Source organism: Hymenobacter properus (genome assembly GCF_015694735.1).
In the GTDB taxonomy this organism is placed as follows: domain Bacteria; phylum Bacteroidota; class Bacteroidia; order Cytophagales; family Hymenobacteraceae; genus Hymenobacter; species Hymenobacter properus.
Genome location: NZ_JADQDP010000002.1, coordinates 598560 through 623767 on the forward strand (window position 1 = coordinate 598560; position 25208 = coordinate 623767).

The window sequence follows — 25208 nt, forward strand, 5'->3', positions numbered from 1 at the left end:
TCATAAAAAAACCCGGAAGGGCTTCCGCACGGTGTTGTGCGAAAGTCCTTCCGGGTTTTTTTATGAGAATGCAGTTGCTCCGCCCTACAGCAGCTGCCGACGCTTAGCGACCCAGCATCTCGGCCAGCACACCTTCCTTCAGGGCATAGGCCGAAGTGCGAATGCGCGTGATTTCGGTGATGCCCAGCACGTAGTCGATGAGCACGGCCGCCACCACCAGCATGTCGGCCCGCATGGGCAGGATGCCGGGCAGGGCCAAGCGCTGCTCGTGGTTGCCGCTCAGCAAGTGGCGGTAGCTCTCCTGGAAGCTGCTCAGGGCCAGTTCGGTGCTGGGCGGCAGCTCGCTTTCGGTGCGCAGGCGGCCGAGCTGCATGTCGGCCAGGCTGTCGAAGCTGCCCGAAGCGCCCACTAGGCCCGTGGGGCGGTAGCGCTGCACGGCCTGCACCAGCGGCGCCAGCACCGTGGCCAGATACTGCTGCTCAGCTTCCACGGCGGCGGCCGGAAACACGCCGCTGGGGTCGGGGAAGAACTTGTCGAGCAGGCGCTGGGCGCCGATTTCGAAGCTTTGCTTCCAGAAAATGGTGGTTTGGTTGGCGATGATAAACTCCACCGAGCCCCCGCCGATGTCCATAATCAGCTGCGGCTCCTGGCCCAAATCCACGGCCTGCCGCACGCCTTCACAAATCAGCTCGGCCTCCCGCTCGCCGGGAATAACGTTGACCTGAATGCCGGTTTGCTCGAAGATGTCGCGCACCAGGTCGGGCCCGTTTTTGGTCACGCGCATGGCGCTGGTGGCCGTGGCGCGAATTTCCTGCGCCTGGTGCAGCTCGATTTCCTCTTTGAAACCGGCCAATGTGTGCAAGGCCCGCGCATACGGCTCGGACGCAATGATGCCTTTGCTGATGCCGCCCTCGCCGAGGCGCACGCCGGCTTTGGTGCGCAGCAGGATGTGGGGCTTGCCGTCGGGCTGGTCGGGCATTTCCACGATGAGCAGGTGGAAGGTGTTGGTGCCCATGTCGATAAGGGCGACGCGGCGGCGGTGGCTGGTGGTTTGGTGCATGAAGAAAATGGGGGGCGAAAGCGGCCGGGTGTCGGATGCTTGGTAGCAAACAGCTCGAAGGTTCGCCCGCTTTCTACGTAACTTCCGGCGCAAGTAAGGCGCCATGGCTGATAAAAAAATGGTTTCGACGAAGAAGTGCCCGGCTTGCCAGCAGTGGTCGCACTGGCAGCAGCTGGCCACCGACCGGTGCGAGCACTGCGGCGCGCTACTGGACCCGCGCGCTCACGCCGATGCCCAGCAACGAGTGGCCCAGGAGCAGCAAAAAGGCGGCATCGAGCTAATTGAAATCGGGCCCGAAGACAAGGGGCTCGTGTGGTTTTTCAAGACCATTATCCGCAGCGGGCAGTTGCTGTTCATTGCCATCCTGGGGTTCATCGTGTGGCTGGTGACGGCTATTGCGGGCTGAGATGCGGGTGCCGGCTGTGCTCTGCCACCCGCTGTTTGGGGCCAGTGCCCTGCTGTACAGCAGCATTCAGCTAAACAAGCGCTGGCTGCATTGGCCGCTGCCAGCTTGGTTCACTTCCTACCTAAGCGACGTACTGTGTTTGCCCTTGGTACTGAGCCTGGCCCTGGCTGCGCACCAACTGGTGTATGGCCGCCGTGCCACGCTGCCCGGCACCTGGGTGCTGGCGGCCTGGGCCGGCGTGGCGCTGTGGTTCGAAGCCCTGCTGCCGCGGTGGTCTGCCCGCGCCGTTGCCGACCCGTGGGACGTGCTGGCCTACGCCGCGGGCGCCATCGTCTTCCACCGCTGGCTGAACAAACCTAGCTAACCGCCGGCCCGCGCTAGGTGGCAAACCGGCAGAACGTGCCCAGCGGCAGCCGGCGCTGGCCGGCGTCGTGCAGGTAAATCTCGCCCAGTTCGCGCACGGCTTTTTCGCCCGGGAAAATGGCGGTGGTCAGGTTGTCGAGAATCAGGGCCGAGAAGCCCAGCGAGTACAGGTTCACCACGAAGAAATGGTCCTCGGGGTCGAGCAACTGCTGGCTGAGCTTGAGCATTTCGTTCAATTCGTCTTCGAGCTGCCACTTCTCGCCATTGGGGCCGCGGCCGTAGGCGGGCGGGTCGAGGATGAGGCCCTGGTACTTGCTGCCGCGCTTCACTTCGCGCCGCACGTACTTCATGGCGTCTTCCACCAGCCAGCGCACGCCGTCGAGCTGGCTGGCGTCCATGTTGTCGCGGGCCCAGAAGTTCACCTGCTTCACCGAGTCGAGGTGCGTCACGTCGGCCCCGGCGGCGCGGGCGGCCAGCGTGGCCGCGCCGGTGTAGGCAAACAGGTTGAGCACGCGCGGCAGCTTGGCGCGGCGCTTCCGGGTCTGGTTATAAATGAACTGCCAGTTGGGGTCTTGCTCCGGAAACAGTCCCACGTGCTTAAACGACGACAGGCCGAGGCGGAATTTCAGCCGCAGCCCATCGGGCCGCTCGTAGGCAATCACCCACTGCTCGGGCATGCTGGGCTTGAGGCGCCACTGGCCTTTTTCGGTGCTGCCGGCCGCGCGCACAAAGGCGGCATCGGCACGTTCCCATTCTTTGAGCGGCAGGTGTGGGTCCCAGATGGCCTGGGGCTCGGGGCGGGCCAGCACGTACTTGCCGAAGCGCTCCAGCTTCTGGAAGTTGCCGGAATCAATCAGCTCGTAGTCGGGCCAGGGCGAGGTGGTGAGGAATTCGTACATAAGCAGGCTGCAAAGGTAGGGGCAGGGGCGGGCAGGGCGTGTCCGCGGGGCACCCTGTCCTTTCAAACCTGGCTTCCGTATTGCAGCCGAAGCCTCTCCACCCATTTCCTTTTTTCGCCATGGCCGAAATTCCCCGCCTGCTCGACCAGCTCCGCCGCGCTTTTGACGGCGACCCGTGGTGCGGCCCTTCTTTGCTGACCAATCTGGAAGGCATCACCGCCGCTCAGGCGGCTCAACATCCCATCCCAAGCGCCCACAGCATCTGGGAAATCGTGGTGCACGTGGCCAACTGGACGGCCATCGTGCGCCGCCGCATTGCCGACAACAAGCCCCTGCAACCCGGCGACGCCCAAGACTGGCCCGCCCTGCCCGCCGAACTAAGCGCAGCCAGTTGGCAGCACACCCTAACCGCATTGCGCACGGCGCAGCAACAGTTGCTGGCGTTCGTAGAAACCTTGCCCGACGCAGAGCTGGGCCGCACCATCGGGGCCACGTTTGAGCCGCCGCAGGGTGGGAGCTACACCACCCACCAAATGCTGCACGGCGTGGCCCAGCACTACCTCTACCACGGGGGCCAAATTGCGCTGCTTCGCAAGCTGCTGAAGTAGCTTGGTGGTGTCCGCAGTAGGCGGCTTCCTAGGCAATAATCCAGCAGGGCGGCCTACTTGGTGAGGCTAACAGCCCGGTTCATCGAACCACCCGTACCCGCCTGCAACCCCAATACTAGCTTTACCGGATGCTTACAGCTCTTCCCTGGAAAACCTTTCTCCTGGCTTTCATGCTGCTGCTCAATGCCTGCTCCTCGCCGGGGCAGGAGGTAGGGGCACCGCCACCCGTGCAGGATTCTACGTTCGGGCCGCTCACGCCGCGTCGCATTGTCTCCACCGAGCCGCTGCGCCGCGGCCGCGTGCTCGACCGCAACGACTCGGTGCTTGTGGCCACGCGTCCCGTATACATCCTCACCCTTCCGCAGCGCCCGCCGCTCGATTCGCTAAAGCTCAGCAGCCTGCTTGGCTGGCGCGACAGCCTGCTCTGGCACCGTATTGAGGCCGCCCTGCCCTACGAAGGCGCCCGGCCCAAAGGCGGCGTAAAGCTGCTGCTGACCAACGCCGAGGCCCAAAAAATTCAGGATAACCAAAAGGACTGGCCCATGCTGAAGCTGGAGCAGCGCACCCTGCGCAGCTACACCACAAGCACCGGCGCGCCCGTGCTGGGCTACGCCTACAGCAACGCGCAGTCCTTCCTAAACCTGATTCAACGCTACCGGCGCGGTCGGTTCTACCGGGTGCGTAACGGCGGCGTCGAAACCTACTACAATGGCCTGCTCAACGGCCACCGCGGCTACGCCCACCCACTCGTCGATACGCTGGGCCAGCCCCACGGCACCTGGGCTGCCGACACGGCCTTCCAGCAAGGCCAGGATATTCATTTGACCATTGATGCCAACCTGCAGGCCTACGCCGAGAAGCTGCTGGCCGGCCGCAAAGGCTACCTCGTGGCCCTCGACCCGCGCACCGGCGAGGTGCTGGCGGCGGTGTCGGCGCCCACGTTTGCGCCCGGCGTCCTCACCGCGCCCGACCGCGCCGGCACCCGCCGCAAGCTGGTCGAAAACGAAGACATGCCGCTGCTCAACCGCTCGGCCACACTGGCCAACCCGCCCGGCTCGGTGTTCAAGCTGGTGAACGCGGCCGTGGCCCTGCAGCTGGGCGCCATCCAGCCCACCACCGGGTTCCGCTGCGACCAGTCGCTCATCAACTGCGTGCACCATCATCCGGTGCCTCGCAACCTCACCATTGCCCTGCAGTACAGCTGCAACCCTTATTTCTACCAGGTGATGCGCAAGCTCATCGAACACGTACCTGATAGCCTGGTGGCCGACACCACTACCGCCCGCCACCGCAACCTGGCCGCCTGGCAGCGCTACGCCAAGTCCTTCGGTCTTGACACGTTATTGGGCGTCGATTTGCCCCGCGAGCAGGCAGGCTTTCTGCCCACACCCGCCTTCTACGACAAGGCCCGCCGCACCCGCTACTGGAAATTTCGCTCCATCTACTCGCTCAGCGTAGGGCAGGGCGAAATCAACCTCACCGGCCTGCAAATGGCCAATATGATGGCCATCATCGCCAACCGCGGGTGGTACTACACGCCGCATTTTGTGCGTAGCGTGGGTGATGGCGGCCCGCTGCCGCGCTTCCTCGAAAAGCACCATACGCTCATCGACAGCGCCAACTTCGAAGCCTTGGTACCCGGCATGAAAGCCGTGATGCAACGCGGCGGCACCGCCGCCACCTCCAACCTGGCCGATGTAGGCATCACCATTGCCGGCAAAACCGGCACCGTGCAAAACGACGAGGGCGACGACCACGCCACCTTCGTCGGCTTCGCCCCCGCCGACAACCCTAAAATCGCCATCGCCGTGTACCTCGAAAATGCCGGCTTCGGGGCCACGGCTGCTGCCCCCGTTGCAGCCCTGGTCATCGAAAAACACCTGCGCGGCAGCATCGCGCCCAAGCGCAAGCACTGGGAACGGCGCATGAAATACCGCGGTTTGGCTTACGAACGGGAGCACCGGTAGGCATGGGGAAGCAGAGAATTAAAACATCAGGCCTAATAGAAGAACGTCATGCCGAGCGCAGCCGAGGCATCTCGCTCGAATCGTTGCCACGGTTGAATTTCTGCGGCAAGCAAGATGCCTCGGCTGCGCTCGGCATGACGTTCTGTTTGGTGCAGCGTTATTTTTGTGGGTCAATTCTCAACTCATGCACTTTCATAAATACCAGGGCACCGGCAACGACTTCGTCATGATTGACGACCGCGCCCGCCAGTTCGACGAAACCGACCAGCCGCGCATTGCCCGCCTCTGCGACCGTCGCTTTGGCATCGGCGCCGACGGCCTCATCCTGCTGCGCAACAAGCCGGATTTCGACTTCGAGATGGTGTACTTCAACGCCGACGGCCGCCCCAGCTCCATGTGCGGCAACGGCGGCCGCTGCACCGTGGCCTTTGCCAAATACCTTGGCCTCATCGGCGACGAAACCCATTTCCTGGCCGTGGACGGCCCCCACGACGCCCGCATCGAAGCCGACGGTACCGTGCGCCTCAAGATGATTGACGTGAACCCCGCCATCGAAGCCGAGGTAGGGGAGGAGGGTGATGTGTTCCTGCACACCGGGTCGCCCCACCACATCCACTTCCTCGACCCCGAAGAAGGCCACAAGTTGGCCGAGTTCGACGTGTACGGCGCCGGCCACGACATCCGCTACGACCAGGCCTACGACCCCGCCGGCACCAACGTCAACTTTGTGGAGATGCCCGCCGACCCTGCCCACGCCTGGCCCGTGCGCACCTACGAGCGCGGCGTAGAAAACGAAACCCTAAGCTGCGGCACCGGCGTCACGGCCGTAGCGCTGGCCGCCTCGCAGCGCGGCGCAGCATCGCCCGTGCGTCTGCAAACCATGGGCGGCGAGCTGCAGGTATCCTTCGACCAACGCGCCGATGGCGGCTTCACCAACGTGTGGCTGAGTGGCCCGGCTACGCGCGTGTTTAGCGGCGATGTAGATTAAGATTAACGTGCCATCTGTCATCCTGAGCGCAGCGAAGGCCCTCCTCACGCAAGGAAATCTATCCAAACGTGAGAATGGCCTTCGCTGCGCTCAGGATGACAGATGGCATTTAGTATGACGTTTTTGTTAAGTATTATTTATAAATAATGATTGCACTCCGCGCGCTTGAGCCCGATGACCTTGACTTTCTCTATGATTTAGAGAATGACCGGGACATTTGGGGCGTGTCGGATACCCTGGCGCCGGTGTCGCAGCATGCCTTGCGTGAATATTTGGAGCATGCGTCTGCGGATTTCTACTTAGTGCGGCAGCTCCGGCAGGTGGTTTATACTGAAATTAACGGGTTGCCGGTGGGTGTGGTCGACCTTTTCGACTACGACCCGCTACACCAAAGGGCGGGTGTGGGCATCACCATTCTGGCCACTGAGCGGCGGCGCGGCTACGCCCAGCAAGCGCTCGAATTATTGAAAAAGTACGCCCGTGAGGTACTGCGCTTGCACCAGATTTATGCTACTGTAGAGCATACTAATGGCGCAAGTATGAGGCTGTTCCGGGCAGCTGATTTTCGGCGGGTAGGTATCCGGCGCGATTGGTTGCGCACCCCCGGCGGGTGGGCCGATGCGGTGGAGTGGCAGTGTTTGTTGTAGCGGGCTGCACAGCGAAATATAGCTGTGCGTATGCAAAATGAAGATTTGGTGAGCAATGGAGGCGGCTTGAGCGAGTTCAGGCCGGCCATATCCTTTGCCGGGTAGTTCCGTATAACTGGTCAAGCGCTCCGGCCGAGTTATCTCGATACTATTCCGGCGCGGCGCGAAACTCCTTTTCTTCCTGCACACCTTCATGCCACCTTCTTCGACGGTGGAAACGCCTCTGCGCGCTTCCGCCAACGCTGCCCGGCCCAGCGACTCAGCCGCCGAAACCCCTACTGCTTACACCCTGCCCGATTTGGTATGCTTTGCACACCTGCATTGGGATTTTGTTTGGCAACGCCCCCAGCACCTGCTGTCGCGCTTTGCCCAGCACGGCCGGGTTTTTTACGTCGAAGATGCTTTCTACCACAACGACGACCTGATTGAGCCGCACGTTGAAATCAAAAACCGCGACAATGGCGTGAAAGTGGTGGTAGTGCACCTGCCCCAGCGCCTCCGCGCCGACGAAAACGCCGCCGACCAAGCCCAATTCGAAGTCCTCAGCCACTACTTTAACGAACAAGGCGTTACCAACTACATTTTCTGGTACTACACGCCGATGGCCCTCGGCAAGTCGCGCCAGTTCACGCCCAAGCTCACCGTGTACGACTGCATGGACGAGTTGGCGGCCTTCAAGTTTGCCCCGCCCGAGTTGAAAAAACGGGAGTTGGAGCTCTTCACCAAAGCCGACCTGGTATTCACCGGCGGCCACACCCTCTACGAGTCGAAGCGCGAGCAGCACCCCGACGCGCACCCCTTCCCCAGCAGCATCGACAAGGCCCACTTCGGCCAGGCCCGCGGCCCGCTGGCCGAGCCCGCCGACCAGGCCAGCATTGCGCACCCGCGCATCGGCTTCTTCGGCGTGGTCGATGAGCGGCTCGACATTGAGCTGCTGCGCGAGCTGTCGCAAGCACACCCGGAGTGGCAGTTTGTCATCATCGGCCCGGTGGTGAAAATTGACCCCGCCACGCTACCGCGCACTGCCAACGTGCATTACCTCGGCGGTAAGGACTATAAGGAACTGCCTTCCTACTTAAAAGGTTGGGATGTGGCGACGCTCTTGTTTGCTGATAACGAAAGCACCAAGTTCATCTCGCCCACCAAAACCCCCGAGTACCTCGCCGCCGGCAACCCCGTGGTGAGCACGCCCATCCGCGACGTGGTGCGGCCCTACGGCGACCTCAACCTGGTGCAGATTGCCGACAACGCCGCCGATTTTGGCAAGGCCATCGAGAAGGCCCTCACCCAACGCGAAGACGCCGATTGGCGTAAGCGTACCGACGATTACCTGGCCACCATTTCCTGGGACCAGACCTGGCAGCAGATGGTGGACCTGATGCAGGACCGCCTCCGAGCCAAGAAAACCGACGCCACCACCACCACGCAGGCCCACCAGCCGCTGATGGACACCAAAGTGTCGGAAGTGACCCTGCCGCCGATTGCGGCGCATTAAGCTGCCGCGCGACTTGCCGAATAAGAGATTTAATTCAAAACAACGTCCCCTTTCCACATTTCCATACCCTGCACTATGTTCGACTACCTCATCGTTGGGGCCGGTTTTGCCGGCAGCGTGCTTGCCGAACGGCTGGCCACCCGCAGCAACAAAAAAGTCCTTGTCATTGACAAGCGCTGCCACATTGGGGGCAATGCCTACGACCATTACAACGAGGACGGTATTCTGGTGCACAAGTACGGCCCGCACATCTTCCACACCAACTCGAAAGATGTGTTCGACTACCTCGGCAAATTCACCGAATGGCGCCCCTACGAGCACCGTGTGCTTGCCTCGGTCGATGGCCAGCACGTGCCGATGCCCATCAACCTCGACACCATCAACAAGCTTTACGGCTTGAACCTGACCAGCTTCGAAGTAGAAGAGTTCTTTGCTTCGGTGGCTGAGCACGTGGACGTTATTAAAACGTCGGAAGACGTGGTGGTGAGCAAAGTGGGCCGCGAGCTGTACAACAAGTTCTTCAAGAACTACACCAACAAGCAGTGGGGCCTCGACCCCTCGCAACTGGACAAGTCGGTGACTTCGCGCGTGCCTACCCGCACCAACCGCGACGACCGTTATTTCACCGACACCTACCAGGCCATGCCCCTGCACGGCTACACCCGGATGTTTGAGAACATGCTCAACCACCCGAACATCAAGGTGATGCTGAACACGGACTACCACGAGGTAATCGACTTCATTCCCTTCAAGGAGATGATTTTCACCGGCCCGGTGGACGAGTATTTCGACTACAAGTTCGGCAAGCTGCCCTACCGCTCGCTCGAGTTCAAGCACGAAACGCTGAACAAGGAGAAGCACCTAGCCGCGCCCGTGGTGAACTACCCGAACGAGCACCCCTACACCCGCATCACCGAGTTCAAGGCCCTCACCGGTCAGGACCACCCCAAAACGGCTATCGTGTACGAGTACCCGCAAGCCGAGGGCGACCCGTACTACCCCATCCCGATGCCGGAAAACGCCGAGCTGTACAACAAGTACAAGAAGCTGGCCGATGAGACGCCCAACGTTCACTTCGTGGGCCGCCTCGCCACTTACAAGTACTACAACATGGACCAGGTAGTGGCCCAGGCCCTGACGCTCTACAAGAAGCTGACGGAGAAGGAAGACGCCGCTAAGCCCGTGCGTCCGGCCATCTCGGGCAGCACTGCCCTGGTAGAGAAGCTGGTGAGCCGCTCGCCGAAGCAAGAGTAGAAACCAGGAATTCCGCCTTTCCAAGCCCAAGCTGCCACCCCGCGCATCTGCGTTGGGGTGGCAGTTTGATTTAAGCCCAAACCAAGCTGAACGCTATTTCGGGCCATTGTCCTACCTATTCCCTTCACTATGAATCAACTTGAACTCTGGGGCGGCGTGGAGTGCAGCCATTGCCGCGTGGGCGACGCTTACTCGGACCAACTCGCCCGCAGCGGCCACTGGGACCGGGTGTCGGACCTCGACGCCCTGGCCGACCTTGGCCTGAAAACCCTGCGCTACCCCGTGCTCTGGGAGCACACCTGCCCCGACAGCCCCGACACCTGCGACTGGACCTGGGCCGATGCCCGCCTGCCGCGCCTGCGCGAGCTGGGCATCAACCCCATCATCGGCTTGGTGCACCACGGCAGCGGCCCGCGCTACACCGCCTTGCACGAGGCCAGCTTCGCCACCGGCCTGGCCCAGCACGCGGCCAACGTGGCCCGGCGTTACCCCTGGCTCACGCACTTCACGCCCGTGAATGAACCGCTGACCACCGCCCGCTTCAGCGCCCTCTACGGCCACTGGTACCCCCACACCGCCGACGACCGCACCTTCGTGCGCGCCCTGCTCAACCAGCTCGATGCGACCCGGCAGGCCATGCAGGCCATCCGCGAAGTCATTCCAAACGCCCAGCTAGTGCAAACCGAGGATTTGGCCCAGGTGCACAGCACGCCAGCCATGCGTTACCAGGCCAATTTCGAAAACCACCGCCGCTGGCTGAGTTTCGACATTTTGTGTGGCCGCGTCAATCCCTCGCACTTTTTCTGGCACTACCTGCGCAAGAACGGTGCTTCCGAAGCCGAGCTGCAAAGCTGGCTCGACAACCCCTGCCCGCCCGACGTGCTGGGCCTGAACCACTACCTCACCAGCGAGCGGTTTCTGGACGAGGCCACCGAAAACTACTGGCCCTGCCACGTAGCTGATAATGGCCGGCAGCGTTATTCCGACATCGAAGCCGTGCGGGTGGGGCAGGTGCCCCTGGCCGGCGTGACCAGCCTGCTGCTACAAGCTTGGCAGCGCTACCGCATTCCGGTGGCCATTACCGAGGCCCACCTCAACTGCACGCGTGAGGAGCAGGTGCGCTGGCTGCACTACGTATGGGAATCGGCCCAAGCGGCCCGCGAGCAGGGCGCCGACGTGCGCGCCGTCACGGTTTGGTCGCTGTTTGGGGCCTACGACTGGAACAGCCTGCTCACCCGCAACGTCGGGCACTACGAAACCGGTGTTTTCGACGTGCGCAGCGGGCAGCTGCGGCCCACGCTGCTGGCCAAGTTGGTGCGCAGCCTGGCGCACGGCCAGCCATTCGGGCACCCGGTGCTGCAAAGCCTGGGCTGGTGGCAGCGCCCCGGCCGCGTGCACTTCCAGCCCAGCAGCGCGCCCGCCAAATCCATCGAGCCGCAGCCTGGCAGTCGGGTTAAAACGCCGAAAGCTGTTCGGCCCTTCACCAAAGAAAAACTGCGCTATGCGGCCTGATTTCGTTCCTGAGCATATTGCTGAGCAGGATATTCGCCCCCTGCTCATTGCCGGGGCCAACGGCACCCTGGGCCGGGCCTTCGGGCGCATCTGCCACACCCGCGGCCTCGTGACGGTGGCGCTGGGGCGCGACGAACTGGATATCATTAGTCCGGTTTCGGTTGAGAAGGCGCTGGATACCATCCGGCCCTGGGCCGTGGTGAATGCCGCTGGCTACGTGCGCGTCGATGAGGCCGAGAATGACGCGGGGCAATGCTTCAGCGAGAATGCCACCGGCCCCTCGGTACTGGCCACAGCCTGCGCCGCGCGGGGCTTGTCCTTCCTCACGTTCTCGTCCGATTTGGTATTTGATGGGCAGCAGGCCGAGCCTTACACTGAGTCGGCCAAGCCCAACCCGCTGAACGTGTACGGCCGCAGCAAGCTGGCTGCCGAGCAGCGCGTGCTGGCCGTGCACCCGCAGGCGCTGGTGGTGCGCACCAGCGCCTTTTTCAGCGCTTGGGACGAGTTCAACTTCGTGTACTTCGCCCTGGAAGCGGCCCGTGCCCGGCGGCGTTTCGAAGTGGCCGATGACGTGCGCATCTCGCCCACCTACGTGCCCGATTTGGTGAATGCCTCGCTTGATTTGCTTATGGATGAGGCCCACGGCATCTGGCATGTCGTCAACGACGGCGCCTGCACCTGGGCCGAGCTGGCGCGAATGGCGGCCGAACGGGCGGGCCTTTCGTCTGACTTTCTGGTGCCGCGTCCTATGGCGGAGTTCAACCTGCCCGCAGCCCGGCCGGCCCAAAGCGTGCTGCGGAGTGAGAATGGGATGGTGCTTCCTTCGCTGGACGATACACTGAATCGCTGCGTGGGTGAGATGAGGCATCACTGGGCGGTGTGACATGACATAACGTGCTGGCGCGCGTCTCTGACGCGTGCCGGCTTGGTTCGAGCCTCAGGCTCGGGATATGAGGCGCGACGTGCAGCGTGGGTTGTTCAGTAGCGAGTCAGAGACTCGGGCCCAGTCGGCACGCGTCAGAGACGCGCGCTAGCGCCTGGCGATGCGTAGCAACATACTACCGAGGACCCGCAGCGTCCGCGCTATAAGCTGCCAGCATGGCACAAATTCCTTTTTGGGACGGTTTTAGCGGAAGCCTCCGTAAATTTGGGGTGCGCTCCGGCGCTATTCGCTAAAATACTACCTGATGTTTGAATTCCTAGGCAAGACCGTCGCCAAAATATTCGGCTCCAAAGCAGAGCGTGACTTGAAAGAAATCACGCCTTACGTGGCGCTGATTAATGCCGAATATGCCAAACTGGCCGGCCTCACCGACGACCAGCTCCGCGAGCAGACCGACGCCGTGCGCGCCCGCATCGCCGAGCGCCTCGCCGGCCTCGACGGGCAAATTGGCGGCCTGCACCAGCAAATCGACAGCCAGCCCCAACTCGACGTGGCCTCGAAAGAAGCCATCTTCGAGCAGATTGACGCGCTGGAAAAGCAGCGCAACAAAGACCTCGAAGCCGTGCTGCTGGAGGTGCTGCCGCAGGCCTTCGCCATTGTGAAGGACACGGCCCGCCGCTACAAGGAAAATGGCCAGCTGGTGGTGACGGCCAACGCCCACGACCGTGAATACGCCGCCACGCACCCCAACTGCCAGATTGTAGGCGACCAGGCCATCTGGGCCAACAAGTGGACGGCTGCCGGCGCCGAAATCACCTGGGACATGGTGCACTACGACGTGCAGCTGATTGGCGGCGTAGTGCTGCACCAGGGCAAAATTGCCGAAATGGCCACGGGTGAGGGCAAAACGCTGGTTTCGACTTTGCCGTCGTTCCTCAACGCGCTGTCGAAGCGCGGCGTGCACCTGGTGACGGTGAACGACTACCTGGCCAAGCGCGACTCAGAGTGGAATGCGCCGCTGTTCGAGTTCCACGGCATCACCGTGGACTGCATCGACAAGCACCAGCCCAACACGCCGGAGCGCCGCGCTGCCTACCAGGCCGACATCACCTACGGCACCAACAACGAATTCGGTTTCGACTACCTGCGCGACAACATGGCGCGCGACCCCGAGGAGCTTGTGCAGCGCAAGCACCACTACGCCATGGTCGACGAAGTGGACTCCGTGCTGATTGACGATGCGCGGACGCCGCTCATCATCTCGGGCCCGGTGCCGCGCGGCGACGTGCACGAGTTCTACCAACTCAAGCCGCGCATTCAGCGCCTGGTCGACGAGCAGAAGAAGCTCGTGCAATCCTACTTGGTGGAAGCCCGCAAGCAGATTGCCGCCGGCAAAACCGGCGTGGAGGAAGGCGACAAAAACGGCACCGGCGGCCTGCTGTTATTCCGTGCTTACCGCGGCCTGCCCAAGAGCAAGCCGCTCATCAAGTACCTCTCCGAAACCGGCATCCGTCAGGTGCTGCAAGCTACCGAAAACCACTACCTGGCCGACAACTCGCGCCAGATGCCCAAGGCCGACGAGCCGCTGTTCTTCACCATAGATGAGAAGAACAACCAGATTGAGCTGACCGAAAAAGGCATTGACCTGATTACGGCCCAGGGCGAAGACCCCAAGCTGTTCATCATGCCCGACATCGGCATGGCCATTGCCGACATCGAGAAAAACAACGCCCTCTCGGCCGAGGAGAAGCTCCAGCAGAAAGACAAGCTGATGAGCGACTACAACGAGAAGTCGGAGCGGGTGCACACCGTGAACCAGCTTCTGAAAGCCTACACGCTGTTTGAGAAGGATGACCAGTACATCCTGACCGAGGACGGCAAGGTGAAAATCGTGGACGAGCAAACCGGCCGCGTGATGGAAGGCCGCCGCTACTCCGATGGCCTGCACCAGGCCATCGAGGCCAAGGAAAACGTGCGCGTGGAAGACGCCACCCAAACCTACGCCACGGTGACGCTGCAGAACTACTTCCGCATGTACCACAAGCTGGGCGGCATGACCGGTACGGCCGAAACCGAGGCCGGTGAGTTCTGGGAAATCTACAAGCTTGACGTGGTGGTGATTCCCACCAACCGCGGCATTGCCCGTAAGGACGCCGACGACCAGGTGTACAAGACGGTGCGCGAGAAATACAACGCCGTGGCCCAGGAAATCCAGAAGCTGGTGGAAGCCGGCCGCCCGGTGCTGGTGGGTACCACTTCGGTAGAAATTTCGGAGCTGGTTTCGCGTATGCTGAAGTTGCGCGGCATCCAGCACCAGGTGCTCAACGCCAAGCAGAACCAGCGCGAGGCCGAGATTGTGGCCGCCGCCGGTTTCCCCGGCACCGTAACCATTGCCACCAACATGGCCGGCCGTGGTACCGACATCAAGCTGCGCGAAACCTCGCGCGAGGCGGGTGGCCTGGCCATCATCGGCACCGAGCGCCACGAATCGCGCCGTGTGGACCGCCAGCTGCGGGGCCGCGCCGGCCGCCAGGGCGACCCCGGCACCTCGCAGTTCTTCGTGAGCCTGGAAGACAACCTGATGCGTCTGTTCGGTTCTGACCGGATTGCGAAGCTGATGGACCGCATGGGCATGGAAGAGGGCGAAGTAATTCAGCACTCGATGATTACCAACTCCATTGAGCGCGCCCAGAAGAAGGTGGAGGAAAACAACTTCGGCACGCGCAAGCGCCTGCTGGAGTACGACGACGTGATGAACGCCCAGCGCGAGGTGGTGTACAAGCGCCGCCGCAACGCCCTGCACGGCGACCGCATGGAAGTCGACATCCTCAACATGATTTATGACGTGAGCGAGGACATCGCCAGCGGCCACAAAATCACGGGCGACTTCGAGGACTTCAAGCTCAACATCATCAAGGTGTTCGGCTACGACACCTTCCTCACGCAGCAGGACCTCACCAGCCTGCAGCTGCCGGCCCTCACGCAGAAGCTGTACGAAGAGGCCCTGGGCTACTTCCAGAGCAAGAACGAGCACATTGCGGCTACCAACCTGCCGCTGGTGAACGACCTGCTCAGCAACGGCTCGCCCTACGAGAACATCGCCGTGCCCTTCACCGATGGCAAGAAGCAAGTGCAGGCCATTGCTAACCTGCGCCGCGCCCAGGCCACCGGCGGCCACGACATTCTCCGCCAAATGGAGAAAGTGGTGGTGCTGAGCGTGATTGACACAGCTTGGACACAGCACCTGCGTCAGATGGACGACCTGAAGCAAGTGGTGCAAAACGCCGTGTACGAGCAGAAGGACCCGCTGCTGGTATACAAGTTCGAGAGCTTCGAGCTGTTCAAGCGCATGATTGCCAAGGTGAACGAGGAAACCACCACCTTCCTCTTCCACGCCGATGTGCCGGTGCAGCAAGGCGCCGTGGGCACCAACGAGGAGCAGGACTACTACCTCGACGACGAAGAGCAGCAAACCAACTTCACCGTGGAGCACGAATCCAGCCTCGACTCGCTCGGTGCCGGCCCCGAAGACATGGGTCCGCAGGACCAGCCCGCTGTGAAGCAAACCCCCGTGCGCAGCCAGAAAGTGGCCAACCGCAACGACAAGGTGAACGTGCAGTACATGGACGGCCGCGTGGTGCGCGACGTGAAGTACAAAGCCGTGGAGCAGGACGTGGAAAGTGGCCGCGCCGTGCTGGTGGATTAAGCTTCGGCTTTGGATTGAAATGGGAACGCCCCGGCCGGTTGGTCGGGGCGTTTCATTTTCAACAAAGGCTTTGATGTATAACTCTATGGTCTATATTGTAAAGTGTAGGATTGCCGACGGCAAGTGTCATTTCTTTCGGCAAGACCTATAAGAATCATGGACGCTGTTTTGACCAAAGTATTCATTTAATGAAGCATTTTTTCTCGTTGACCTGGGCTTGGATGGTAGCGACAGGCATTTTGCTATTAGGTTCTGCCGCACGTGCTCAGGTGCCTGCCTGGCAAGCGGCCATGGGATTTTCCGGCAACTATGCACACACTGTTGTGAAGGATATGGCTACCGATGCAGCCGGTAACCTGTACCTGCTTGGCGAATTTGACGCAAGCGTGACGTTTGGCAACACCACGCTGGTCGCGGGTGCTACAGACGTATTCGTGGCCAAGTGGAGCCCGGTTAGCAACGGGTTTCTATGGGCCCAAAAACTGGGGGGCTCTTATGTAGAAACAGCGGCGGCCATTGCCGTGAGTGGCACGAGCGTTTACATAAGCGGAAGTTTTAATAGTCCTTTCGTACAAGTAGGCAACGGTATTGTGTTGCAAAATGCTCAAGGGGGATTTCAGGTATCCAGCGACCTGTTTGTAGCCAAACTGACCGATGCAGGCACCAATGCCGATTTTGTCTGGGCAGAAAGAGCTGGTCGGGGCTCTACGTATTCCGACAAAGCTTATGCGCTGGCGGTGAGTGGAGCTAGTCTTTATCTGTCGTGCAGTTTGTCACCTACCGCTACTTACAGCAACGCGGCAATTCCAATTCAATTGCCACCCAATGCCGCTAGTCCTTATGGGTCTTACTTAGTCAAACTCATGGACTCAGGGCCATCTTGTGCTATTTCGTGGGTGCAGCGGGCAGGCAGTTACGGTACCGGGGTGGCCGTGGTTGGAAGAAACGTTTACGCGACGGGCACCTACACAGGAACGGAAAATTTTGGCGCTACAGTCCTCTCCAGCAGCAGCAGTAAAGGATTTGTTGCTAAGCTGGTCGATGCGGGGCTGAGCAGTCGATACGTTTGGGCGCAGGAAGTTCCTGTTCAACTCAGCGTACCACCTAAAGCATCCATCCAAGGGAGCGATACCGTCGTTTACATTGCGGGAACCTTTGCGGGTACTTTAAGCCAAGGCGGCTCAACATTGACCAGCGCAGGCGGCGACGATGTTCTTGTGGAAAAGCTTTTGGATGCAGGAACATCGCCTAGGTTCATCTGGGCTCAGCGGGCTGGGGGACCGGGGCCCGAATTTCTTACCGCATTGATGACGCGCGGGACGGAAGTATTCATTGCCGGAGAGTTCAATTCCCAAGCGGCTGATTTTGGTAGCGCCACTTTAGCAAACGCAGTGCTCGGCGATGCTTTTGTAGCAAAATTGACCGATGGGGGAAACACTGGCAATTTTGCTTGGGCCCAGCAGGCTGGCGGCCCTGATGAAGACCAGGCTAATGCGTTGACAATAAGCGGAACATCGTTATATGTCGGAGGATTTTATGGGCATAATGCATTAGCAAGGCACAGCAGTTCTGCCAGCTTTGGCAATCTGATGCTTAGTTACACAAACCCGCCAAGCGCAAACAGCCTTTTCTATGTTGGCTTTTTTGCTTCATTGGCTAATGCGTTGCTGACTTCTAATGTCACAAGGGGACTGGCCGAAAGCATCACCCTCTTCCCCAACCCCGCCCACAACCGCGCCACCGTGCAGCTGCCGGCCGGCACCGGCCCGGCTACGCTCACCGTGCTCGACGCCCTGGGTCGCGCCGTGCGTACCCAAGCGACCACCGCCAATGCCGCCACGGAGCTGGACCTGACCGGCCTCGCGCCCGGCCTCTACGCCGTGCGGGTGCAGGCCGGCGGTGCCACGGCCACCCAGCGCCTGGTGGTGGAGTAGCAAACCTGAAAATCAGCACGCCCCGGCCAGATGGTCGGGGCGTTTTTGCGTTTATTGCAATTCTGTTAGCCGGTCATAAATCAGCGACTTACGCGAAGGCCACGGAAGCTTGGCGTAATCATTGAGCCGCTAGCGGCAATTTCTGCTCACCATTCTCTGGCTTTCTATGAAACACGTTTTCGCATTGCTCAACCATTGGTTATTAGTTGGGGTGTTGTGTATGTGGCTGTCGGGGGAGTGGCTCACGGGCAAGCCTCCACTTGGCAAGCGGCGGTAGCCGTGGGCCAAACAGCGGGCAGTGAATCGCAGATAGTGGCAACGGCGGCTGACGCGGCAGGCAACGTGTATGTGGCGGGGCAGTTCAGGGGCACCATCAGCTTCGGCAGCATCACGTTGGTCGGCGGGGCTTGGCAACAGCTATTTGTAGCCAAATGGAGCACGGCGAGCAGTTCTTTTGTTTGGGCGCAGCAAACCAACGGTACAACCGGGGGGATAGACGTTAGAGCGCTGGCGGTGAGTGGCAGCAGCATTTATGTGGGGGGGACGATGAGCAATACCGTTACGTTCGGTAGCATAAGCCTGACGAGTGCGGGCTCTAATGAAGCCTACGTGGCGAAGCTGACCGACGCTGGCAGCACCGGTAGTTTTACGTGGGTGCAACGGACCAGTGGGAGTGGATTGAGCAACGGCACAACAGATGCGTTGGCGGTGAGCGGAACCAATGTGTATGTAGCAGGCGGGTTTGAGGGACCAGTCGCCTTTGGCAGCATTGCCCCAGCCAATAGCGGAAGCTACGATGCGTATGTGGCGAAGCTGACCGATATGGGTTCCACTGCTACTTGGGCCTGGGCACGTGGAGCGGGGGGAACAAGCTCCGATGTGGCCGTGGGGCTGGTTGCTTCGGGAGCTACTGTGTATGTCGCGGGCTATTTTACAAGCCCATCCGTCAATTTCGGCGGTCTTGCGCTCACCAACACCAGCAGCTGGCAAGATGGCTTCGTGGCTAAGCTTACGGATGCCGGCACCAGCGCAGGCTTTGCGTGGGTGCAGCAAGTATCCGGCGATGGACTCGACATCATTCGGTCGGTGGCCTTAAGTGGCAATAGCTTGTACATATCCGGTTATACCTCCGGTACCTACATTTCATTCGGAGCCATCACGCTAATGAACACCACTCCTAACATTAACCATTTAGTGGTGGCCAAGCTAAGTGATGCCGGTTCGACGGGCAGTTTTATATGGGCAACGACCACCGCGCAGGCGGGCGCCACTAGGGCCACTTCCCTGGCTGTGAATGGCACCAATGTATACGTAGCGGGAAGCTTCAGCGGGGTAACCAGCTTCGGCCCCAATGTGCTCACAAGCACACTGGGGCCCGTTGTATCTCCTAGCCCCGGCGTTCCCCCCGGCACCATGTACTCTACCAATGACATCTTCGTGGCCAAGCTCACCGATGCCGGTGCCAGCAGCGCGTGGGCCTGGGTGCAGCCGGCTGGTGGGGCCGGTAGTGATGGAGCAACAGCATTAGCGGCGGCCCCAAGCGGACTATTGTATGCCGCCGGTGGAATAATGCCTCCCGCCACATTTGGCTCCGTGACCATTGCAAGCGCTGGAAATGCTGGGACAAGCTTTTTAGCATCCCTCGCCGACCCCACCCTTACCGCCACTACGGTCGCTCTACCTTCCGCCAGTATTGGCCTCTCGCCCAACCCCGCCCACGGCCGCGCCACTGTGCAACTGCCGGCCGGCACCGGCCCGGCCACGCTCACGGTGCTCGATGCCCTGGGCCGCCCCGTGCGCACCCAAAGAGCTACCGGTCCTCTAGCTGAGCTCGACCTGACCGGCCTGGCGCCCGGCCTCTACGCCGTGCGCATGCAGGCCGGCGGGGCCACGACCACCCGGCACTTGGTGGTAGAGTAGCAAGCCTGAAAATCAGCACGCCCCGGCCGGTTGGTCGGGGCGTTTTTGTATGTATAAGAAAATACATACTTCGGCTATATTTAGGCACATTACCAGATACCGCCATCTTCCACAAGCCATTTTCATTTTGATGAAAAAAATCTACTCATTCGTAACCAGCGCATTGGCAGTGGTATTGGTCTTCGTAGCAGGTGCCGGCGCATGGGCGCAGGCCCCAGCGTGGCAAACTGCTGTGAGCAGCAGCGTGAGTGCCAACAACGACGCCTATGTACTGGGAACTACGGCTGCCAACGGTAACGTGTACGTCGTGGGCGCCTTCAGTGGCACCGCTAGTTTTGGCAACTCCACGCTGGTGAGCTCGGGCCAGGAAGATGGGTTTGTGGCAAAATGGAACCCCGTGAGCGGCGATTTCGTGTGGGCGCAAAAAATAGGGGGGAGCTACGGCGATGGCGCCGCCGCCGTGGCCGTGAACGGAGCCAATGTGTATGTAACCGGCGCCTTTCGGAGCCAGCCAGCGGCGTTTGGCAGCCTTTCCCTCACCAGTGCCGGCACCTCGGACTTCTATTTGGCCAAACTCACCGATGCGGGGACCACGGCCAGCTTCACGTGGGTGCAGCAGGCGGGCGGCTCACAATTTGAGCTTGGCGAGGCATTGGCTGTAAGCGGCGCCAACGTGTACGTGGCCGGGTACTACGGCGACGCCACTTTCGGAACCACAGTTCTGCCCACCGGCAGCGCCGCCAATTTGTTTGTGGCCAAGCTGGTAGATGCAGGCCCCAGCGGAGCTTTTGTCTGGGCCAAAGCGGCGGGTGGTTCCGGTTTCAATGATGTGCACGCCTTGGCAGTAAGCGGCACCTCGGTATACTTGGCGGGCTTTTTTAGTAGGACCGCCACCTTTGGGGCCACCACGCTGACCAGCGCTGGTAGCTACGACGCGGTGGTGGCCAAACTGGAGGACGCCGGCGCCACCGCCGATTTTGCGTGGGCCCAACGCGGCGGCGGCCCCGGCGAAGACCGCGCCCGCGGCATTGCGCTCAACGGCAGCAGCGTGTATGTGACCGGGAGCTTCGAAGGCAGTGCGGCCACTTTTGGCCCCGCCACGCTGTCGAGCGCTGGCTTGGCCGACGTGTTCGTAACCAAGCTGACCGACGCCGGCACTACGAGCAGTTTCGGATGGGTGGAGCGCGTGGGCGGGGCCGGGGCAGACCGCGCCTATGCACTGGCCGGTGCGGGAACCGGAATATGCATCGTAGGCGAGTTTAATAGCCGCACGTTAGCGTTCGGGACGACTGTCCTCACCGCCGCGTCTAATTATGGCACCGACCTGTTTGTGGCCCGACTGACGGACGCGGGCCGCACGGCCGGGTTCGCTTGGGCCCAGCGCGCGGGCGGAACGGCATCTGTTTCATGCTCGGCCGTGGCCGTGGCCCCCAACGGCACGGTGTACGTGGGCGCGGGCGTCCAGCCACCCGCCAGCTTCGGTTCATTGCCCATTGCTGGCCTCGTGGGCACCACAGTGGCTACGCTGGCTTCCCTCACCGACCCCACCCTCACGGCCACCACGGCCGCTCTGCGCCCGGAAAATATCGGCCTCTTCCCCAACCCCGCCCACGGCCGTGCTACGTTGCAACTGCCGGCTGGTGCCGGCTTGGTTACCATCACCGTGCTCGACGCGTTAGGCCGCTCCGTGCACAGCCAAACGACCACTGACGCTAAAGCCGAGCTGAACTTGGCCGGCCTCGAGCCGGGCTTCTACGCCTTGCGCGTGCAGGCCGGCGGGGCCACGGCCACCCGGCGCTTGATGGTGGAGTAGGCAAGGCTGAAAATGAAACAGTGCCCGGCCGCTTGGTCGGGGCGTTTTTGCTTATAGTGTCAGCAAAAATTTGTTTCATAGAGTAATACCTTTAGTGCGTTATCATACTTTCCGGCTTCTATGAAAAACATCTTCTCTTTGTTGTGCTTTGGGGCGCTGCTGTGCTGCAGCGCATCTGTTGCTATGGCGCAACCCAGTGCCTGGCAGACGGTGACCACTACCAGCCAGGTCTTCCGCAACAGTTCCGGGACCGACGCCATGGTTACTGCTCCCAATGGCGATGTGTACACGTTGGGCTCTCTCAGCGGCACCGTGAGCTTTGGCAATATTTCCATAAGCAGCACCGATGGCGATATGTACGTGGCTAAATGGAGCAGCGCCAGCCGCAGCTTCGTTTGGGTGCAGCAGGCCATGGGAGGCTTTCAGTTTGGCAAAACGCTGGTGATGAGCGGAAACAGCTTATACGTGGCGGGCACCTTCATGGGTAGTAGCTGCATCTTCGGCTCCAACTCCTTGACCAATGCCGGGGCGCGGGATGCGTTTGTCGCCAAGCTCACGGATGCGGGCACCAGCGCCAGCTGGACGTGGGCCCGCCAAGTCGGCGGCGCCAGCGACGACTACGGCCGGGCGCTGACGGTGCAAGGCAACAACATCTACGTGGGCGGCAGTTATTACAGCAGCCCAGCCAGCTTTGGCGCCCTGTCCCTGACCAGCTCCGGCACCAATAACCTGGATGGTTTTGTAACCAAACTCGTTGATGCGGGCACTAGCGCCGACTTTGTCTGGGCCCAGCGGGTGGGCGGCCTGGGCACCGAGGAAGTGCGGGCGCTGGCCGTAAATGGCCCGACGGTATACCTGGCGGGAAACTATGCAGGGCCGGCCTTCGCGCTGGGAGCCGCCAGCCTGCCCGCCAGGACTAGTGCCGATATCTTTGTGGCGAAGCTAACGGACGCGGGAGCCGCCGGTGCTATTGAGTGGGCGCAGCCGGCCGGGAGCGCCAACTACGACGAGCCCACGGCCCTGGCCGTGCGCGGCACCAGCGTCTACGTAACTGGTGCATTTCAGGGGCCGGTGGCTACTTTTGGTACGACCAGCCTCACGCCGGCCAGTGCCAATACCGATGTGTTTGTGGCCAAGCTGACCGATGCGGGCAGCAGCGGGAGCTTTACCTGGGCCTTGCGCGCGGGTGGCTCCAGCCCCGATGTGCCCAATGGCCTGGCCGTAAGCGGCTCAAGCCTCTACATAGCGGGGGTATATAGTACCTCGGCTGATTTTGGCAGCACTACCCTGACGGGTGCGGGTGGCGGTGACGTGTTTGTGGCCAAAGTAGAGGACGCGGGCAATGCGGCCAACTGGGCATGGGCAAAAACCGGCGGCGGGGCCAATAATGACGGGGCATCGGCCGTAGCCGTGGCCGGCAACACGGTATACGTGGCCGGGTTCGTGGTGCCGGTGTCCAACTTCGACAGCCAAACGGTACTCACCCCCACGTCGTCGCCGGGAATCCTGTCGCCCACCATCGTGGCCTTTCTGGCCACCCTCACCGACCCCACGCTCACCGCCACTGAAGCGCCCTGGATGGCGGCTTCCTTCGGTATTTTCCCCAATCCGGCCCACGGCCGCGCCACCGTGCTGCTGCCCCCCGGGCCCGGCGTGGCCACCCTCACCGTGCACGATGCGCTGGGCCGCATCGTGCGCACCCAGCCGGTAGCCATGGGCTCCAATATCCAGCTCAATTTGACTGGCCTCGCTCCCGGCCTCTACGCGGTGCGGGTGCAGGCCGGCGGCGCCGCATCTACGCAGCGCTTGCTGGTAGAATAGCTTGCACAGCACTCCTGACGCGGCAAAAGCGCGCCCGTTCCGACCCGCCGGCCGGAACGGGCGCGCTTTTGTGTGGCGGGGTTAAACCAGCTCCCCTCGGCACGGTCAATGGCAATACCTGCAACCAAGACCCCTGTGCCTTTTATGAAACACACCTTTACCCACCTGCGAAGCCTGCTGCTCATTGCGCTATTCTGGGCTAAAGCTGCGGCGGTCCACGCCCAGGCTCCTGCCTGGCAAACAGCCACGGCCGTGGCCTCGGCCAGCAACGGGGCCTACACCGTGACGGCCACCGCGCCCGATGCCACCGGCGCCAACCTTTACGTGACGGGCTCCTTCACGGGCACCGTGGCCATGGGCGGCGCCCTGATTACCAGCGCCGGGCTGAACGATGTGTTCGTGGGCAAGTGGAACGTGGCCAGCCGGGCCTTTACCTGGGTGCAGCGCGCCGGCGGTGCCAACAACGACCAGACCCTGGCCCTCGCGGTGCGGGGCGTGAGCGTGTTCGTGGCCGGCACGTTTGGGGTGGCAGCTAGCTTTGGCTCCGTTGGCCTCACTTCGGCTGGGGCCACCGACGGCTTTGTGGCCAAGCTGACCGATGCCGGCAGCACCGCCGCCTGGGTGTGGGCGCAGCCGGTGGGCGGCCTGAACGAGGACCGCGCCACGGCCCTTGATGTGAGTGGCCCCAACGTGTACCTCGCCGGTACGTTCCGCAGCCAGACAGCGACGCTGGGCACCCTCACCCTTACCAACAACACGGCCACCGGCACCACCGCCGGCCTGGCTCACGTCTTCCTCACCAAGCTGGCCGATGCTGGCGCCAGCAGCAGCTTTGTATGGGCGCGGGCGTTCGGCGGCGCGGCAGCCGACGATGCCGCCGCCGCGCTGGTTTCGAGTGGCAGCACCGTGTACCTGGCCGGTGACTACACCGGCAACCTGAACCTGGGCAGCAGCACCACGCTTAACAGCAACGGTGGCCGCGATGTGTACGTGCTCAAGTTTGTGGATGGCGGCGCCAACCCGGCCCTGGCCTGGGCCAAAAGTGCCGGCGGCATCAATGCCGACGCAGCCACCGCCCTGGCCCTGAACGGCACCAGCCTCTACGTGGCCGGCAGCTTTGGCGGACTGGCCATTTTCGACATCAACGGCGTGGTGAGCAATGGCCCGGCCAATGCCTTCGTGGCCAAGCTGGCAGACGCGGGCACTAGTAGCACCTGGGTGTGGGCCCAGCAGGCCGGCGGCACCGCCTCCGACCAGGCCACTGCCCTGGCCGTGAGCGGCAGCGAAGTGTACATGGCCGGGGCCTTCACCAGCCCCACGGCTACATTTGGCAGCAGCAACCTCGCCAATACCTCGGGCGCCACCGCCCGCACGGCCGACGTGTTTGTGACGCGGCTGAACGACACCGGGCCGGCCAGCACCTTCGATTGGGCCCAGAAAGCCGGCGGTACCGGCGCTGACCAGGCCACTAGCCTGGTAGTGCTGGGCAACACCGTGCACGTGGGCGGCAGCGTCACCCCGCCGGCCGCATTCGGCAGCCAGACCATTACCACGGCGGCCACCGTGGGCGTGGGCTTCCTAGCCGCGCTGCGGACGAGCGTGCTGGCTACCGCCACTTCTACGGAGCTGGCCGGGCTGAGCCTGTGGCCCAGACCGGCCCGGGGCCGCGCCACCGTGCAGCTGCCGGCGGTGCCCGGCGCTGCTAAGGCCACCCTCACCTTACTCGATGCCCTGGGCCGTGCTGTGCGCACCCAGCCGGCGGCAACCAACGCCCAAACCGAGCTGGACCTAACTGGCCTAGCGCCCGGTTTCTATGCTGTGCGAGTACAAGTGGGCAGCGCCTCCGCTACTCAACGTTTAGCGGTGGAATAACCGATGCCATTCTTTAGGCTTTGGCGGCCAGCAAGTTTCTTCTAGCGCCAAACCCTGTTT

The 25208-nt window shown here is 61.9% G+C and carries 18 protein-coding genes; 16 read left to right on the forward strand and 2 right to left on the reverse strand.

The window, feature by feature from the left end; all coding sequences use genetic code 11:
- Positions 1-103: 103 nt before the first annotated feature.
- The gene (locus I2I01_RS08745) at positions 104-1060 is read right to left on the reverse strand and encodes a Ppx/GppA phosphatase family protein (protein WP_196286060.1); all 957 of its coding nucleotides are present in this window, start codon (positions 1058-1060) and stop codon (positions 104-106) included.
- A gap of 103 nt (positions 1061-1163) precedes the next feature.
- Here I2I01_RS08745 and I2I01_RS08750 point away from each other — a divergent pair, with 103 nt between their 5' ends.
- Both I2I01_RS08750 and I2I01_RS08755 read left to right on the forward strand, forming a co-directional pair.
- Positions 1164-1466 (forward strand): hypothetical protein, encoded by a 303-nt coding sequence (locus I2I01_RS08750; protein ID WP_196286061.1) that lies wholly within the window; start codon positions 1164-1166, stop codon positions 1464-1466.
- A gap of 1 nt (position 1467) precedes the next feature.
- Complete coding sequence (locus tag I2I01_RS08755) at positions 1468-1830, forward strand: hypothetical protein (RefSeq protein ID WP_196286062.1); 363 nt, start codon at positions 1468-1470, stop codon at positions 1828-1830.
- A gap of 13 nt (positions 1831-1843) precedes the next feature.
- Here I2I01_RS08755 and I2I01_RS08760 read toward each other — a convergent pair whose 3' ends face one another.
- Complete coding sequence (locus I2I01_RS08760) at positions 1844-2728, reverse strand: class I SAM-dependent methyltransferase (protein ID WP_196286063.1); 885 nt, start codon at positions 2726-2728, stop codon at positions 1844-1846.
- A gap of 119 nt (positions 2729-2847) precedes the next feature.
- Here I2I01_RS08760 and I2I01_RS08765 point away from each other — a divergent pair, with 119 nt between their 5' ends.
- The 14 genes from I2I01_RS08765 (at position 2848) to I2I01_RS08830 (ending at position 25148) form a co-directional block, all read left to right on the forward strand.
- Positions 2848-3336, forward strand: a complete 489-nt coding sequence (locus I2I01_RS08765) for a DinB family protein (protein ID WP_196286064.1) — start codon at positions 2848-2850, stop codon at positions 3334-3336.
- Between the two features lie 128 nt (positions 3337-3464).
- Positions 3465-5303, forward strand: a complete 1839-nt coding sequence (locus I2I01_RS08770) for a peptidoglycan D,D-transpeptidase FtsI family protein (RefSeq protein WP_196286065.1) — start codon at positions 3465-3467, stop codon at positions 5301-5303.
- A 184-nt stretch (positions 5304-5487) separates the two neighbouring features.
- Complete coding sequence (dapF, locus tag I2I01_RS08775) at positions 5488-6291, forward strand: diaminopimelate epimerase (protein WP_196286066.1); 804 nt, start codon at positions 5488-5490, stop codon at positions 6289-6291.
- Positions 6292-6437: 146 nt separating this feature from the next.
- The gene (locus tag I2I01_RS08780) at positions 6438-6938 is read left to right on the forward strand and encodes a GNAT family N-acetyltransferase (RefSeq protein ID WP_196286067.1); all 501 of its coding nucleotides are present in this window, start codon (positions 6438-6440) and stop codon (positions 6936-6938) included.
- A gap of 193 nt (positions 6939-7131) precedes the next feature.
- The gene (locus I2I01_RS08785) at positions 7132-8433 is read left to right on the forward strand and encodes a glycosyltransferase family 1 protein (protein WP_196286068.1); all 1302 of its coding nucleotides are present in this window, start codon (positions 7132-7134) and stop codon (positions 8431-8433) included.
- Between the two features lie 75 nt (positions 8434-8508).
- Positions 8509-9687, forward strand: a complete 1179-nt coding sequence (gene glf / locus I2I01_RS08790) for a UDP-galactopyranose mutase (RefSeq protein WP_196286069.1) — start codon at positions 8509-8511, stop codon at positions 9685-9687.
- A gap of 129 nt (positions 9688-9816) precedes the next feature.
- A complete protein-coding gene (locus I2I01_RS08795; RefSeq protein WP_196286070.1) occupies positions 9817-11199 on the forward strand; it encodes a family 1 glycosylhydrolase in 1383 nt (460 codons plus the stop codon).
- The gene (locus I2I01_RS08800) at positions 11189-12082 is read left to right on the forward strand and encodes an SDR family oxidoreductase (RefSeq protein ID WP_196286071.1); all 894 of its coding nucleotides are present in this window, start codon (positions 11189-11191) and stop codon (positions 12080-12082) included. The genes I2I01_RS08795 and I2I01_RS08800 overlap by 11 nt, the downstream gene beginning before the upstream one ends.
- A 304-nt stretch (positions 12083-12386) precedes the next feature.
- Positions 12387-15788 (forward strand): preprotein translocase subunit SecA, encoded by a 3402-nt coding sequence (gene secA / locus I2I01_RS08805; RefSeq protein WP_196286072.1) that lies wholly within the window; start codon positions 12387-12389, stop codon positions 15786-15788.
- A 188-nt stretch (positions 15789-15976) separates the two neighbouring features.
- Positions 15977-17722 (forward strand): T9SS type A sorting domain-containing protein, encoded by a 1746-nt coding sequence (locus I2I01_RS08810; RefSeq protein ID WP_196286073.1) that lies wholly within the window; start codon positions 15977-15979, stop codon positions 17720-17722.
- Between the two features lie 237 nt (positions 17723-17959).
- Entirely contained in the window at positions 17960-19642 is a 1683-nt protein-coding gene (locus I2I01_RS23545) for a T9SS type A sorting domain-containing protein (protein ID WP_196286074.1), read from the forward strand.
- Between the two features lie 130 nt (positions 19643-19772).
- Entirely contained in the window at positions 19773-21455 is a 1683-nt protein-coding gene (locus I2I01_RS08820; RefSeq protein WP_196286075.1) for a T9SS type A sorting domain-containing protein, read from the forward strand.
- 120 nt (positions 21456-21575) lie between these two features.
- Positions 21576-23276, forward strand: a complete 1701-nt coding sequence (locus I2I01_RS08825) for a T9SS type A sorting domain-containing protein (RefSeq protein WP_196286076.1) — start codon at positions 21576-21578, stop codon at positions 23274-23276.
- Positions 23277-23420: 144 nt separating this feature from the next.
- A complete protein-coding gene (locus I2I01_RS08830) occupies positions 23421-25148 on the forward strand; it encodes a T9SS type A sorting domain-containing protein (protein ID WP_196286077.1) in 1728 nt (575 codons plus the stop codon).
- Positions 25149-25208: the final 60 nt, after the last annotated feature.

Excerpts from the sequence above, each read along its gene's own strand:
- I2I01_RS08745 (WP_196286060.1), bottom strand. The coding sequence starts at position 1,060 with ATGCACCAAACCACCAGCCACCGCCGCCGCGTCGCCCTTATCGACATG.
- I2I01_RS08750 (WP_196286061.1), top strand. The coding sequence starts at position 1,164 with ATGGCTGATAAAAAAATGGTTTCGACGAAGAAGTGCCCGGCTTGCCAG.
- I2I01_RS08755 (WP_196286062.1), top strand. The coding sequence starts at position 1,468 with ATGCGGGTGCCGGCTGTGCTCTGCCACCCGCTGTTTGGGGCCAGTGCC.
- I2I01_RS08760 (WP_196286063.1), bottom strand. The coding sequence starts at position 2,728 with ATGTACGAATTCCTCACCACCTCGCCCTGGCCCGACTACGAGCTGATT.
- I2I01_RS08765 (WP_196286064.1), top strand. The coding sequence starts at position 2,848 with ATGGCCGAAATTCCCCGCCTGCTCGACCAGCTCCGCCGCGCTTTTGAC.
- I2I01_RS08770 (WP_196286065.1), top strand. The coding sequence starts at position 3,465 with ATGCTTACAGCTCTTCCCTGGAAAACCTTTCTCCTGGCTTTCATGCTG.
- dapF (WP_196286066.1), top strand. The coding sequence starts at position 5,488 with ATGCACTTTCATAAATACCAGGGCACCGGCAACGACTTCGTCATGATT.
- I2I01_RS08780 (WP_196286067.1), top strand. The coding sequence starts at position 6,438 with ATGATTGCACTCCGCGCGCTTGAGCCCGATGACCTTGACTTTCTCTAT.
- I2I01_RS08785 (WP_196286068.1), top strand. The coding sequence starts at position 7,132 with ATGCCACCTTCTTCGACGGTGGAAACGCCTCTGCGCGCTTCCGCCAAC.
- glf (WP_196286069.1), top strand. The coding sequence starts at position 8,509 with ATGTTCGACTACCTCATCGTTGGGGCCGGTTTTGCCGGCAGCGTGCTT.
- I2I01_RS08795 (WP_196286070.1), top strand. The coding sequence starts at position 9,817 with ATGAATCAACTTGAACTCTGGGGCGGCGTGGAGTGCAGCCATTGCCGC.
- I2I01_RS08800 (WP_196286071.1), top strand. The coding sequence starts at position 11,189 with ATGCGGCCTGATTTCGTTCCTGAGCATATTGCTGAGCAGGATATTCGC.
- secA (WP_196286072.1), top strand. The coding sequence starts at position 12,387 with ATGTTTGAATTCCTAGGCAAGACCGTCGCCAAAATATTCGGCTCCAAA.
- I2I01_RS08810 (WP_196286073.1), top strand. The coding sequence starts at position 15,977 with ATGAAGCATTTTTTCTCGTTGACCTGGGCTTGGATGGTAGCGACAGGC.
- I2I01_RS08820 (WP_196286075.1), top strand. The coding sequence starts at position 19,773 with ATGAAAAAAATCTACTCATTCGTAACCAGCGCATTGGCAGTGGTATTG.
- I2I01_RS08825 (WP_196286076.1), top strand. The coding sequence starts at position 21,576 with ATGAAAAACATCTTCTCTTTGTTGTGCTTTGGGGCGCTGCTGTGCTGC.
- I2I01_RS08830 (WP_196286077.1), top strand. The coding sequence starts at position 23,421 with ATGAAACACACCTTTACCCACCTGCGAAGCCTGCTGCTCATTGCGCTA.